Origin of the sequence: Moritella sp. 28, assembly GCF_018219435.1 — a bacterium.
Classification (GTDB): domain Bacteria; phylum Pseudomonadota; class Gammaproteobacteria; order Enterobacterales; family Moritellaceae; genus Moritella.
Genome location: NZ_CP056121.1, coordinates 1,626,584 through 1,641,082, shown reverse-complemented (window position 1 = coordinate 1,641,082; position 14,499 = coordinate 1,626,584). Strand labels below are relative to the sequence as shown.

The 14,499-nt window shown below is 40.5% G+C and carries 13 protein-coding genes; 6 read left to right on the top strand and 7 right to left on the bottom strand.

Annotated elements, in window-relative coordinates; translation table 11 throughout:
- Nucleotides 1-113 precede the first annotated feature (113 nt).
- The 5 genes from HWV02_RS07345 to HWV02_RS07325 all read left to right on the top strand — a co-directional run bounded on the left by HWV02_RS07345 (nucleotide 114) and on the right by HWV02_RS07325 (nucleotide 5,505).
- Entirely contained in the window at nucleotides 114-461 is a 348-nt protein-coding gene (locus HWV02_RS07345; RefSeq protein WP_211679126.1) for a metalloregulator ArsR/SmtB family transcription factor, read from the top strand.
- Nucleotides 462-469: 8 nt separating this feature from the next.
- The gene (gene arsB, locus HWV02_RS07340) at nucleotides 470-1,498 is read left to right on the top strand and encodes an ACR3 family arsenite efflux transporter (RefSeq protein WP_211690036.1); all 1,029 of its coding nucleotides are present in this window, start codon (nucleotides 470-472) and stop codon (nucleotides 1,496-1,498) included.
- An 86-nt stretch (nucleotides 1,499-1,584) separates the two neighbouring features.
- The gene (locus tag HWV02_RS07335; RefSeq protein WP_211690035.1) at nucleotides 1,585-2,592 is read left to right on the top strand and encodes an ArsJ-associated glyceraldehyde-3-phosphate dehydrogenase; all 1,008 of its coding nucleotides are present in this window, start codon (nucleotides 1,585-1,587) and stop codon (nucleotides 2,590-2,592) included.
- Nucleotides 2,589-3,809, top strand: coding sequence for an organoarsenical effux MFS transporter ArsJ (gene arsJ, locus HWV02_RS07330; protein WP_211690034.1), 1,221 nt, complete (start codon nucleotides 2,589-2,591; stop codon nucleotides 3,807-3,809). The genes HWV02_RS07335 and arsJ overlap by 4 nt, the downstream gene beginning before the upstream one ends.
- Nucleotides 3,810-4,035: 226 nt before the next feature.
- Nucleotides 4,036-5,505 carry a carbon starvation protein A gene (locus HWV02_RS07325; RefSeq protein ID WP_211690033.1) on the top strand — a complete coding sequence of 490 codons (1,470 nt, stop codon included), beginning with the start codon at nucleotides 4,036-4,038 and terminating at the stop codon, nucleotides 5,503-5,505.
- Nucleotides 5,506-5,608: 103 nt separating this feature from the next.
- Here the strand turns inward: HWV02_RS07325 and HWV02_RS07320 are convergent, their stop codons facing one another.
- From HWV02_RS07320 to HWV02_RS07290, 7 genes are all read right to left on the bottom strand, one after another.
- On the bottom strand, nucleotides 5,609-6,307 hold the full coding sequence (locus HWV02_RS07320; protein WP_211675720.1) for an ABC transporter ATP-binding protein: 699 nt from the start codon (nucleotides 6,305-6,307) through the stop codon (nucleotides 5,609-5,611).
- A 7-nt stretch (nucleotides 6,308-6,314) separates the two neighbouring features.
- Nucleotides 6,315-7,565, bottom strand: a complete 1,251-nt coding sequence (locus tag HWV02_RS07315; protein ID WP_211690032.1) for an ABC transporter permease — start codon at nucleotides 7,563-7,565, stop codon at nucleotides 6,315-6,317.
- 35 nt (nucleotides 7,566-7,600) lie between these two features.
- Entirely contained in the window at nucleotides 7,601-8,818 is a 1,218-nt protein-coding gene (locus HWV02_RS07310; RefSeq protein ID WP_211674731.1) for an ABC transporter permease, read from the bottom strand.
- Nucleotides 8,815-10,041 (bottom strand): TolC family protein, encoded by a 1,227-nt coding sequence (locus tag HWV02_RS07305; protein ID WP_255550610.1) that lies wholly within the window; start codon nucleotides 10,039-10,041, stop codon nucleotides 8,815-8,817. The genes HWV02_RS07310 and HWV02_RS07305 overlap by 4 nt, the downstream gene beginning before the upstream one ends.
- 49 nt (nucleotides 10,042-10,090) lie before the next feature.
- The gene (locus tag HWV02_RS07300; RefSeq protein WP_211690030.1) at nucleotides 10,091-11,227 is read right to left on the bottom strand and encodes an efflux RND transporter periplasmic adaptor subunit; all 1,137 of its coding nucleotides are present in this window, start codon (nucleotides 11,225-11,227) and stop codon (nucleotides 10,091-10,093) included.
- Nucleotides 11,228-11,389: 162 nt separating this feature from the next.
- Complete coding sequence (locus HWV02_RS07295; RefSeq protein WP_255547109.1) at nucleotides 11,390-12,340, bottom strand: alpha/beta hydrolase; 951 nt, start codon at nucleotides 12,338-12,340, stop codon at nucleotides 11,390-11,392.
- A 77-nt stretch (nucleotides 12,341-12,417) separates the two neighbouring features.
- Nucleotides 12,418-12,891, bottom strand: coding sequence for an ASCH domain-containing protein (locus tag HWV02_RS07290; protein ID WP_211679119.1), 474 nt, complete (start codon nucleotides 12,889-12,891; stop codon nucleotides 12,418-12,420).
- A 311-nt stretch (nucleotides 12,892-13,202) separates the two neighbouring features.
- On the opposite strand from HWV02_RS07290, the gene HWV02_RS07285 reads away from it, so the two are divergent.
- On the top strand, nucleotides 13,203-14,492 hold the full coding sequence (locus tag HWV02_RS07285; RefSeq protein WP_211679118.1) for a serine hydrolase: 1,290 nt from the start codon (nucleotides 13,203-13,205) through the stop codon (nucleotides 14,490-14,492).
- The last annotated feature ends 7 nt before the right edge of the window (nucleotides 14,493-14,499 follow it).

Below are 14,499 nucleotides of genomic sequence, written 5' to 3'. Positions count from 1 at the left end.
CTTAGGTATTAAATTTATATTATATATAACACAGATCGAATATAACATTTGACACATATAACAATTGGTATATACACTTATCGCATAACAAAAAACATATATGAGTACCCAATATGGAACCGACACAACTTTTTAAAATTCTTTCTGACGAAACTCGTCTAAGAATATTAATGTTAATTGATATTGAAAAAGAGCTTTGCGTATGTGAATTAATCTCAGCCGTGACAGCCAGTCAACCCAGCATTTCTCGTAATTTATCTCAACTCCGTAAGTCTGGTTTATTAGTTGATAGAAAGTATAAACAATGGGTGTTCTATGCAATTAACCCAGAATTACCTGAATGGCAAAAAACCATTATAGATCTTAGCGCACAACAAAATGGCAGCTTAATAAGTGCTGATATACAACGACTAAACGGTATGGGTAAACGCCCCGAAAGAACACAACAACACTGCGAGTAAGAACGAACATGGGTATATTTGAACGATATTTATCAGTATGGGTAGCACTTGCTATCATCACGGGTGTGGTTTTAGGCGCTTGGCAACCAGATGTTTTTCAGTTAATTGCAGATTTAGAAATTGCACATGTTAACTTAGTTGTCGCCGTCTTTATCTGGATAATGATTTATCCAATGATGGTACAAATCGATTTTTCTGCCATTAAAGATGTCGGCAAAAATCCAAAAGGATTATTCCTCACCGTATTCATTAATTGGATCATTAAACCCTTTACGATGGCTGCTTTTGCCTGGTTATTTTTTAAAGTGTTTTTCGCTGACATGGTCGACCCCAGCTCTGCACAAGAATATATCGCGGGGATGATCTTACTCGGTGTCGCGCCTTGTACTGCAATGGTATTTGTTTGGTCACAACTCACCAAAGGAGATGCAAATTATACTTTAGTGCAAGTGTCCGTAAACGATATTATTATGGTCTTTGCATTTGCCCCTATCGCTGCATTTTTACTGGAAGTCAGTGATATCAATGTACCTTGGGAAACCTTGCTGTTATCTGTTTTACTCTATGTTGTACTACCCTTGATTGCAGGTATCCTGACACGTAAAACATTAAATAAATCAACCGACAAAGAAGCAATTCAGCATGCGTTAGCAAAACTAAAACCTTGGTCTATCTTAGGCCTACTCGCCACGGTTGCTTTACTGTTTGGTTTTCAGGCTAACACCTTACTTAACGATCCTAAGACTATTCTTCTCATCGCTATTCCGCTGGCATTACAGACATACATGATCTTTGCAATTACTTTTTTCGCCGCGAAACGCCTTAAACTACCGCATAACATCGCAGGTCCGGCTTGCTTAATTGGTACCTCCAATTTCTTTGAGCTCGCTGTCGCCGTTGCTATCTCGTTATTTGGGCTGCATTCTGGCGCAGCACTTGCCACAGTGGTGGGTGTACTCGTTGAAGTGCCAATTATGCTATCACTCGTCGCCATTATTAATCGCAGCCAAGGTTCTTTTGACTATTCAATGACTTAGACTAAGCTCACGCTAATAAAAATAGTAATCTATGCAGTAATTAAATAGAAACATAAATTAAAATAATCTGTATTTTGGAGAATAAAATGACTATTAAAATCGGTATCAATGGATTTGGCCGTATGGGTCGTCTGGCAATGCGTGCAGCCTTTAATTGGGATGATATTGAAATTGTGAAAATTAATGATCCTGCTGGTAATGCAGAAACACTGGCACACTTACTTAATTTTGACTCGATTCATGGCCGTTGGGAGCATCAAGCTGAACATCTTGGCGATCAAATGATCATCGCTGACCGCTTTATTCCTTGTACACGCAATACCGCCATTACCGATACCGACTGGTCACAGTGTGACGTGGTACTGGAGGCATCGGGAAAAATGAAAACATCTGCCCTACTGCAAGGTTATTTAGACCAAGGTGTTAAGCGCGTCGTTGTAACAGCGCCAGTAAAAGAAGAAGGTGTGTTAAACGTGGTGATGGGTGTGAATGATGATCTTTACAACAAAGACCTCCACCCTATTGTTACCGCGGCGTCTTGTACCACCAACTGCCTCGCGCCAGTGGTTAAAGTGTTAAAAGAAAAATTGGGCATTAAACATGGCTCAATGACCACGATCCACAACATCACCAATACACAAACTATTCTGGATGCACCACATGCTGATTTACGTCGTGCCCGTGCTTGTGGTACATCATTGATACCGACAACAACGGGATCTGCAACAGCAATTACCAATATCTTCCCAGAATTAACTGGTAAGTTAAACGGTCATGCTATCCGAGTGCCACTAGCAAACGCATCACTCACCGATTGTGTGTTTGAAGTTGAACGTGAAACAACAGCAGAAGAAGTTAACAGTTACTTCAAGCAAGCGGCAGAAAACGAACTTAAAGACATCCTTGGTTATGAAGAACGCCCATTAGTATCGGTTGATTACAAAACCGACCCGCGCTCAAGTATCATTGATGCCTTATCAACTATGGTTGTTAATGGTACGCAAGTGAAAATTTATGCTTGGTATGACAATGAATGGGGTTATGCAAATCGCGCCGCAGAATTGGCTCTAATGGTAGGTCGCTTAGACAAATGATAAAAGCGTTAGCGGGTATTTCACCACAAATAAAACAATATCTCATTATTACCGGTAATTATTGGGCTTTCACCTTAACCGATGGCGCATTGCGTATGTTGGTTGTGCTGTATTTCCATCAGCTTGGTTACAGCCCTTTTAATATCGCCATGTTATTTTTGTTTTATGAAGTATTTGGCGTTATCACTAATTTAATTGGTGGCTGGCTAGGTGCTCGGCTGGGATTAAATAAAACCATGAACATTGGTTTAGGGATGCAAATTGTCGCCTTAATGATGTTAACCGTACCCGCTGACATGCTGACTGTTGTTTATGTTATGATCGCACAAGCCTTATCTGGTATTGCTAAAGACCTAAATAAGATGAGCGCCAAAAGTGCCATTAAGTTACTGGTTCCAAAAGATAATGATAGCGGCAGTAACAACAAGCTATACCAATGGGTTGCGGTTCTTACCGGCTCTAAAAATGCGTTAAAAGGGGTTGGTTTTTTCTTGGGTGGTGTCCTATTAACCACGCTGGGCTTCCAAGGTGCAATTCAGATCATGGCAGCAATGCTATTTGTGGTCTGGATGTGGAGTTTAATCAGTTTAAAAGCCGAACTCGGTAAAGCCAAAAATAAACCTAAATTTACGGAAATATTTTCTAAGAGTCGTTCGATAAACTTACTCTCTGCGGCACGGTTGTTTTTATTCGGTGCCCGTGATGTTTGGTTTGTCGTTGCACTCCCGGTATTTTTAGCAACCAGCTTTAACTGGGATCATTGGTGGGTTGGCGGCTTTATGGCAAGTTGGGTTATCGGTTATGGCATAGTGCAGTCAATCGCTCCACGCTTCACCGGTAAATCACCATCACCAAGTTCAGCAGCACTATGGGCAGGTTATTTAGCCATTATTCCAGTATTAATTGCCATTGCACTGCATTATCAATTCTATGTGCAATTCTCGATTATCGTTGGCTTATTAATCTTTGGTGGCTTGTTTGCCATCAACTCATCATTACACAGTTACTTAATTGTGAGTTTAGCCAGCAGTGATGGCGTATCAATGGATGTAGGCTTTTACTACATGGCTAACGCAATGGGACGGCTGATAGGTACTGTATTATCGGGCTGGGTATTTCAACTGTATGGCTTAGAAATGTGCTTATGGATTTCCGCGCTATTCATCTCCCTCTCAGCCATTATTGCATTAAAGCTAAAAGACTCACCGACAAGCTAAACCGCAAAATAACTTGGTAATAGTTTACGCTATTACCAAGTATGAATAATCCTAATTGCTAAATCCCTATCAAATACCATCTCGTCACAAAATATGCCTTATTTACTTGAAGTTAGCCACAAACAGTTAACAATTGGGCAACTGACACCTTATTATGCGTAACCTTACATATAGAGCCTACACACCCAATTAAATCCATACATCCAGGACGGAGCTATAAACAACTATGATTATCTTTTTTATCTGTATAACACTATTAATATTAGGGTATAAGTTTTATAGCCCCTTTGTTGAAAAACAAGTTGGTATTAACCCTTCCGCGCAAACACCACAAGTCAGGTTTGAAGAAGGCGTCGACTACGTTGCAATCCATCCTGTTAAAGCCTTCCTTATTCAATTTTTAAATATTGCTGGTGTTGGCCCTATTTTTGGTCCGATCCTTGGTGCGATTTATGGTCCGATAGCCCTTGTTTGGATCGTTTTGGGTAATATTTTAGGTGGTGCAGTACACGATTATTTCTCGGGGGTATTAAGTATTAAAGAAGATGGTAAAAGTCTGCCTGAAATTGCAGGACACTATTACAACGTCTTCTTTAAAGCGGTGATGTTAGTATTCACTGCTATGCTACTATTTTTTGTTGGCGTAGTCTTCATCATGAGTCCTGCTGGCCTATTAAGTAACCTAACTTATTTCGAAGGCACTTTCCTCGCTGGCAATACGTTTTGGGTATTAGTGATTTTGGGCTATTACTTACTCGCCACCCTGTTACCTATTGATAAGATCATTACTAAATTTTATCCTATTTTTGGTTTATTAATGATTGTGATGACTTCACTTATCGCGATTTCATTACTTTTCAATGCTCCTCATTTACCTGTCGCAGGTGATTTTTTGGGGTATTTCAACGCCGATCATTACAGCCATGATTTCTTAGAACCCAATGCCGATGGTCTGCCAGTGTGGCCATTATTATTCATGACGATTACCTGTGGCGCGATCAGTGGTTTCCATTCAACGCAAGCCCCTATTATTGCTCGTTGCCTAACCAATGAAAAATATGTTCGCCCCGTTTATTATGGCGCGATGATGTGTGAAGGGATTGTCGGTTGTGTATGGGCATTAGCAGGTATTGCCGCGTTTCCTGAAGGTTACTCTGAACTTAAAGCATTGCTTGATCAAGGTGGGCCAGGTCTAGTGGTTAACCATGTAGCAAACAGTTATCTTGGGGCACTCGGTGGTATTATGGCTATTATTGCAGTTGCCGTATTCCCTATTACGTCAGGTGATACAGCCTTCCGTTCATTACGTTTAACCTTAGTTGATGCGTTTAATATCCCGCAAAACTTACGCAATCGTTTGTTACTGGCAGTGCCAATTTTGATCATCGCTTATTTCATGACTAAGTTAGACTTTTCATTAATCTGGCGTTATTTCGCATTTTCAAACATGCTGCTTTCTACCAGTGTATTATGGTTAGCAACTAAATTCTTATTTGAACGCAGAACGTTCCATTGGATTGCTAGTTTGCCTGCCGTTATTGGTACCAGCGTTACCGTATCTTATATTATGACCGCAGGAATTGGTTTCAATATGCCAATTGAATACAGTAAGCCGATTGGTATTGCTGTTGGTGTCGTCACGTTACTATTACTAATCGTTTCACATAATAAACGCCCAAAGACTTTGATTACCTAATTATGACAAAACAGATTGCAGCCATTGTTCAAGCATGCAACTACCGTTAGTACTACCTTTACTTAGTCCAAGTAAAGATAGTACTAATCGGTGGAATAGAAAACTAAACCACACGTTCATCTGAAACAATTTTTCCATCTTTGATATTGATAATACGTTTAGTACGCTGAGCTAAAGCGTTATCATGAGTGACGATAATGAAGGTTCGACCTTCTCTGTGCAATTCATTAAACAAGGCTTCAATTTCAGCACCTGATTTAGAATCTAACGCTCCCGTCGGTTCATCCGCCAAGATTATTTGAGGATCATTAACTAGTGCGCGAGCAATCGCAACTCGCTGCTTTTGACCCCCAGAGAGTTGATTAGGCTTATGGTGCATACGATCCCCCAAACCAACTCGCTCAAGTAATGCAGCCGCTTTTTTCCTTCTTTCAGCTGCTTTAACGCCTCGATACACCAAAGGTAGAGCGACATTTTCCAATGCACTCGCATATTCCAATAAATTAAAACTTTGAAAAACGAATCCAATATTCAGATTGCGAATTTTTGCTAACTGATTACCGCTTAATGCGGACACATCTTGGCTATTCAAATAGTACTCACCCAAGGTTGGTTTATCTAAACAGCCGAGCATATTCATTAATGTTGATTTACCAGAGCCCGAGGGTCCTAATATAGAAAGAAACTCACCTTTATTTATCGACAAAGAAACACGGTCCAAGGCACGTATTTCTTCATCACCACTTTTATAATGCTTACTGATCCCATTTAGAATAACGAGTGTTTCAGCCGTAGGTATCATATTATTATCATTCACTTTGTAACGCCTCTAAAGGTGTAATGCTGGCGGCCCTATTTGCAGGAAACCAAGCCGCCGCGACTCCAACTAGACTTAGGGCAAGAATAACCAAGCCGATGATAGAGAAAGAGAGTTCAGGTGTTGGTTTTCCGAGTTCTTCATACAAACGATTTCCCGAAATAGGTAACGCCTGAATCGAATTTATCAAGCCAAAAGTCAGTCCTAATCCGAGTCCCCCTCCAATTGCCATAGTAAAAAGAGACTGAGTCAGATAATGAAGTCTGATCGTTGCAGGACTTGCTCCTACAGCCATTCTTAAGCCAATGTCACGCGTAGCCCGCTTAACCGTTGCATACATCACATTAGCGATCCCAATACCCGCAACACCTAAGGTAACAAACCCGATAATACCTAAAAAACTTTGTAAACCGATTAAGAAACGACGCATCGTTTTTTGCCTCAACAACATATCTTGGACCTGAACCAACTGCTTGTCCTCGACGCTTGCACCATACTTTCTCGCAATCACTTGTTTCACTGTGGCCGCAACTTGCTTTCGGTCCACTTCCTTAACTGGCTCAATATTGAGCGCAGAAATAGCGCTGTTTTGATGAAAACGCTGCCAAGTAGAGAACGGTACAAAGATCGACTCGTTCAATGGAATTCCTTGCTCTACATTTGCACTGCTACTTTTTATCAGCCCGATAACGATGAATTCTTCACTGCCTACCTTGACTTTTTTCCCCACGGGGTCAACATTTAAAGTAGGCGTGTTAATCCAGTCAAACCTATCCGATTGATTAAATAGAGAGATCGCGGCATTTTCACCCATGACAATGACCTTACGCTGTTCCTTCATATCCATAGGATTAAACCAGCGTCCTCCGGCTCTAATTTTCAAACCAGTCATCGTTTGGTATCCAGGATAAACACCAAGCGGCACTTGCCATGCTCGACGATTCTCAAACGTCACACGTTCATCCCATTTTGCACTTGGTTGGACATTTTTAACACTCGGTAGCACTTTAATAACATTAAGATCTTCACTCTTTAATTTAAGCTGTTTACCAATATAAAAATCTCCCACATTTTTAGTCGCGTAGCCGCCTGTCAAATAAATAAGTTTGCCATTACCACTTTCAGAACTTCGAATAAGTCCTTGCCGCAAGCCTTCACCAGAAGCTAACATAATAGCAATACATAGCGTTGCCCACACAACGGCTAAAATGGTTAAACTAAGGCGCAACTTTTCGGCAGCCATCTCCTGGAAAATTTGTCTTATTGGGAGTAACATTCTCAAGCCCTCGCATTCAAAGCAATAACAGGAACAAGGTTTGAAGCACGTCTAGCTGGAAAATAAGAAGCAAAAAGAGCAAGTACGGTAATTACACCTAACGACATCCAAACAGCCTCAAGCGTTATCGTTGGAAAACCAAGCCACTCAGGCATGCCAATATAATTCAATAACGCAACAATGCCATAAGAAGAGATAATGCCGATCGCCGTACCACAAGCCACTAAGATCACACCTTCAACTAAAAATTGTCCGAGTATATTATTTGGTGTCGCTCCAATCGCTAAACGAACGCCAATTTCGCGCGTGCGCTCAGTAACAGACAAAAACATAATATTGGCCACACCAAGAGCACCAACAGCTAAAGTCATTGCGCCACTTGCACCAAGAAATAACTGAATACCACGTAACAGCGTCTTAAAGAATGCAGCTCTTCGACCTAAATCTGGTATATATATTGAGTCTTTATCACGGGGATCAAAATGTTGTTGCTTGGCAAAAAATGATAACAAGCTCTTACGTAGTATCACGCCAGAAATAGCTTCAGCAGGCGACACTAATAACATCGCAGGTTTGATGTTCCATAAATCATTAAACGTTGAACTGGGGATCATAGCTTGGCTTTCTCCATTATTAAATGAAATACCACTTTCACTTTTTTCTGTTACCCCAATAACAACAAAAGGAATACCACTAATATTCAATGTTCCACCAACTTTTAGATTCCCAATATCAGCTAACCGCCAGCCAACCACAGCAACACGATTGTGGTTGTCTAAATCGCTACGATTAATTCTCCGCGATTTTTTTGCTAATGTCAGGCTTCGTAACTCGAAAAACTGATTATCAACCCCCCTCACATATCCAGGTAGCGAGCGCCCTTGCGTACTTGTAACTCTTACATTCGATTTCCCATAAACGACTGATATATTACGAACGGCTGATTGTTTAGATAGTTCACGCATGTCACTTTCGGAAGGAGACACATTTCTTCTAGCAGGTAGTCCGTACCAAGCCTTGCTCGTCTGACCCGGAAATGCCATTTGAGTATCACTCATTAATAGCGCAAAAGACTTGGTATTCGTTTGATAAAAACCTTCGCCTAACGCCACTAATACTAATACTGAGATAACACCCCATACAATAGCAATAACGGCTAAAAAGCTGCGTAGACGATGAGCAAGTAAAGTTTGAATCGTTTGAGACAATAACCCGGTCATGATTGCAAAGCCCGCGAGATCATACTGATAGTATTGTCATCCAGCTTTCCTACAGACTTAAGCAAAGAAATACGGTGTTCCCAGTATTCGTAAAATAAGGATTGAAGCATATTCTTACTATCAAAAAGACGGTTATGTGCATCGATAACATCCGATACTTCAGCCATGCCCGCATCGTAAACAACTTGCTTGCTTTTTAATACGCGCAAGCGAGATTCTACTTGCTGCTGGGCAATTTCAACACGCTCCCAATCAACCGATAACTGAGTATATCGATTTGAAATAGTGCTGTTAATTCGTATTTCGATCGCTCGTACCTCTTCTTTGGCACGCAGTACCTGTAATTTAGCCCGGTCAACATTAGCACTGGTAGAGCCGTTTAAGTCCAAAGGTGCGCTAAGATTCAGGCTAGCATTAAACTCATCATTGGTTGTATTACTATTACTGTAGCCTACAGACCCAGCTAACGTGGGGTAATAACCCGCTTTCGCCTGGTCCTTTCCAAACTCAACCACCCGGACATTCTGTTTTGCCGCAAGCAGTTCAGGACTGTTATCACTGGCAAGCTTTAACCAAGCAGTTTCGCTGTTTACAATCAACTTAGGCGGGGTCAAATTAGTCGTATCAATTTCATAAACGACATGCGGAGTAATATTAATTAAAGCGATTAATACCGCTTTCATATCAGCAACTTTAGATTGGCTTGCTAAGATATTAGCGCGTTCATCAACATTATTCGCCCGCATATCTTCAAGCTCTGTTGAATGAATTTTACCTGCTTTATAACGAAGGTCTGTAATGTGTAACATTTTAGTTCCTTCGTTGAATTTTTGCTGCGCTAAACGCAAATCACCTTGAGACTGAGCAAGCGCTAAATAAGCATTAATAAGACGTGCAGCCAGATCGTTATGGCTCTGTTTAAACTTTAATTTAGAAGCAAGAAAATCAGCCTGAGATTGGTCCAAGGCCGCCCACTTACTGCTATCCCAAATCGTTTGATTGACTCTTACACCATAACTACTCGAACTACTGCGATCATCATTCCAATTACTGCTTGCCGTTATTTCAGCGCTCGGGAGTAATGCACTTCGACTCGATCTTATTCCTGTTTCACTGATTTGCTCATCCAATTGAGATTGCTGATAAATGGGATCGTAATACTTTGCAGCATTCCATGCATCCTCAATTGTTAGCGCAAAACTTGATGGGCTAAAACTAGCCATAATAAGTCCGAGAAATGAGTTATAACAAAGAAATCGAACAGACCTTTTCTTATTCATTTGGCGCTCCCATCATCATACTAATATCGATAATGGCCTCCCCACTTTCTAAACCAGAAAGCACCTCAACTATAATGCCATCAGACAAACCTAATTTAACTTCACGTACTGAATACCCTGATTCTGATTCGTCTGGGATCCATACTTCTGGTATTTCACCATTAAAATTTAAAACCCGCTCAGGAATAGTAACAACATCAGAAACATGCTTAAGAATGATTTTCGCTGTCGCAGAAAAGCCCGAACGAATCGTTATATCTTGCGGAAACTGGATATTACCAACTTCAACTTGAAAGCCATTGTCAAAGCTTTTGTTACTATCCGTCGTCGTTGCGTTCAGCGTCTCAGACTGCACAGCGACTTTACTTAACGTCCCTTTCATGATCACTTCTGGGTAAGGTGCTAATATAACGTTAACTGGTGTGCCAACTTTCAACTGTGCGGCATCATGTTCACTAACGCTACCTTTAAAAATCATGTCTTTCATATCCGCAACTGACATCATTTCTGTTGCTGCTTGACTTGATTCCGTTGACGTAATCGGTTCACCAATCTCAACCTTCAAGTTTAAAATCGTCCCATCAATTGGCGCTATAATTGTAGAAGTCAGCTTTGAATCACCAACTGACGATTCACCGCTGCGGATCAGATCGAAATTTTGTTTCTTCTGCTGAACATCTGCCTGGCTTGACTTCACATCAGATCGAGCTTGAATGTACTCTCCATAATTCTTTGGAATAATATTTTGCGACACAAGTTGTTTTAAATTATCTAATTTTTGTAGTGCCGACTCTAGCACTGCTTCGCTTCGCATTAATTCGGTATTAGCCAACGTTAATGCTGCCGGTGTCGGATTTGGACGGACTTTAATCAGTGGCGTACCCACAGTGACGTAATCACCCACTTGATGGTAAATTTCACCTACAATACCGTCTATTTGAGATTTAATAGAGATTGAATGTGCAGGGACAATTTGACCGACTGCTACAGCTTGTTTTTCAATCGTTCCTAATGAAGCAGTAATTAAAGGCAACTCGTCATTTTTATTCAATGATTGAGTCGTATTGTAATACACGACTCCCATCACCGATGCTGTGAATAAAGCCATGAAGACCCAGCGTTTTTTCATAATATGTTCCATGTACAATAGAGATGAATGATGCGCAATGAACATATGACTACAAGTCGTTATTTATGTTCAATAAGCATGATACACAATTTAAAAAATACGCGTGTTGATTTGTTTCGTATAACATGGAAGATTGACTGACATGAATAGGGGTATTACTGATTATTCAGATATGCTCTCTTGAATATAACGACCAATATATTCAGCACCAGATAAAATGATAGAAAAGTGAGTGTCATTTTTTAGTATTTTTATTTCATTATCAACTTGAGTCGAGTTTGTATTCGCAAATTCAGTTACTTTTTGGGCATCAAATGCTTCATCGTTTTCACCAATCCATAAGCCAAAACGAGTGAGGTTAGCGATCTGTTTGGCGGGGTTACTAGGCGTTAGTGCATTCGACATATTCACAGTATTAAACGTGACAATCTCAGGGTTATTCTTTAACACTTGGTCAGGAAAATTAAACATGACCGCTTTATCATGCCCCGCCAACAGTCCAAAGGATACTGAGTTAAGGACAAACTTCAGGGTATTTACGTCGGAGAATGCTACTCGATTATTTTCATCATCATGATTAGTTTCTGATTTATAACCAAAATAAGGCGCTAAGAAAACATAACCATCAATATCTTCACGCTGCGACCAATTAGAATAATTTAATGCCAAACCTGCGCCGCTAGAGTGCCCGCCAACATATATTGGCAATTGAGGATACCGACGTCGCGCTTGCTGAACAATCGTATTAATATCAGCCCAAACTTGTTCTTTGTTTGGCGCATCACCACGCGCGCCTTCAGAACTACCATGTCCCCTAATATCGGGCATATATACCGCAATATTAAAGTTATCACGTAGACCAATAGCAAGATGGTTATAAGAAAGCCCACTGTGCACACCACCACCATGAAAAAATATTAATACCGCGTTAACGTTAGTCGGAAAGTAAGGTCGATAAGCTAAAAAAATGTTATCTGTTGATTTGATATAATATAATGATGCAAGCGGTTTTTTATCTGCCGCTTTCAAGGCTGAGAGTGAAAAGAAATCACTGGCGATACTTGATGTGGGCCAAATCATAGCCATAGTGAGTAGACATACTTTGAGTAACACGGACTCCCCCTTCTAAATCGCCATTGAGACTAAGTATAGTCCGCATAGTTAATAACAAACCTAAATCAGTTAAACGTTCAAGCAGCTGTACCGTGTACCACTTGAAAATGCTCTAATACCAGCATCATGTCTTCATTTACTTCAATATCAGCAGCAACACACTCATTAGAAAAGAAATGCCAATGCGCAGCACGCCACCAATCGAGGGTACGATCACCTTCACCTTCAGAACAGGCAAACTCAGCGGTCACATCCGAATATTTACATTCACTCACCGCAGTAATCTCAACAATCGAGGTAGGTTCACCATCCCAATCCGTGACTACCAATAAGTGTCCAGTTTTTGGCATAGGTTCAATTCCCGACTCATACCAATATTTCATGCTACAGGTAGCAGTCTTTATACCTTTACTAATTAAGTCTGCGCATCGGTTCGCATTAATTTCATCATTACAAAAAGAATCAGCACTAAATGACGTGTAACGTTGACGTTCAATGCTAGTCAATGTCGCTAAATATTCTTCAAGATATATTTTTATTTTTTGTTCCATACAGCCCCTCTGAACTAGATTATTCTGTATACCATCAATAAATTAATCTGTCATTCATTCAACATAATACTCCAAACTGCCTTAATGAGTCCATCGAAGTTTATACCCACAAATAAGTACTAGGTTCACGATGATTCAAATTGTATTTACCGATATAACTGATTACTTTATTTTCGATTAACAATAGATTTGGACTGTACGTGTGCTTATTAACACTTTACTGCTAAGGTTTAAATATTGGGGATCTAATTGTTTATTCTAAAATATAACTCTATCGTCATTATCTATTCACCAACACTTGAGCTGAGAATATGATTATTGATTTTGGATTAAAGAGTTTAGTACATATAAATAGATACCTCCGTCTTGGTAATACGATCCATCTACCAAAATCTCTAACGACAGTGACGACGGTTAATCGAGAGGAAGAAGTCGAACCCACAACAGTCGGAATGACACAAGATGGCGTAGACTCTATTTGGCGATCGGTTGAAGAGATTTATAAGACCGCGACACACCCGGCTATTTCACTGTGTTTTCGCCGCCAGGGAAAAATAATTTTAAGCCGTTCCATTGGTTATGCAAATGGCCATAAACCAAATAAAAAAGCAGAAAAAAACGCACGGCTCATGCAGCCTGAAACACCCATTTGTTATTTTTCAGGTTCGAAAGCGGTTACTGCTTTTTTAATTCATTTATTAAACGAAGATAGACTTATCGATTTACATGATACCGTGAGCTCTCACTTGCCTGAATTTGGTTTGCACGGTAAGCAAGATATCAGTATCCATCAAGTTTTATCGCATCGCAGTGGCATGTCGACGTTGCCCAGTTCACTTGGTGTTAATTCACTTTCAGATAATGACGAAGTTTGGCAACAGCTTTGTGCGAAAAAACTACCCGAAACACAGGTTGATAAACTCGCCTACCATGCGCTGAGTGGTGGTTATATTTTAGAGCGTATCATTAACAAAGTAACGGGTATGAGCATACAAGAATTTCTTGACTTAAGAGTTCGTAAGCCGATGAATATGAAATACTTTAGTTATGGGCTAAGCAAATCAAAAGCGTTAGATTTAGCCGACAACTACGCCACTGGCATAAAAGCAATGTACCCGATCTCGTATTTTATTAAACGTGCGTTGGGTGGTTCATTTGACCGCGTTGCTGAAGTAAGTAATACACCGATGTTTCAACAAGCTGTTATACCATCAGCCAACTTAATGGGGACAGCTGAAGAAATGGGGCGTTTCTATCAAATGCTGTTAAATAATGGTGTTTGGGGAGGAAAACAGATCTGCAAACCGATGACAGTAAGGCGTCTCATACGTGAATACGGTTCATTAGAATTTGATCGAACCCTGATGGTGCCAATGCGTTACAGTGCAGGACTCATGCTGGGGGCAAACCCGGTCGGATTATGGGGGCTGCATAGTGCCCAAGCATTTGGGCATATCGGTTTAATTAACAAATTGTTATGGGCCGACCCAGAGCGTGACATTTCAGTGTCTTTAGTCAATACCGGTTTACCGCTAGTCGCCAACAATGTGCCTTCGTTAATCAACTTCATGACGAGCATTAATAAGCACTGTTCACGTTAATCGGGTT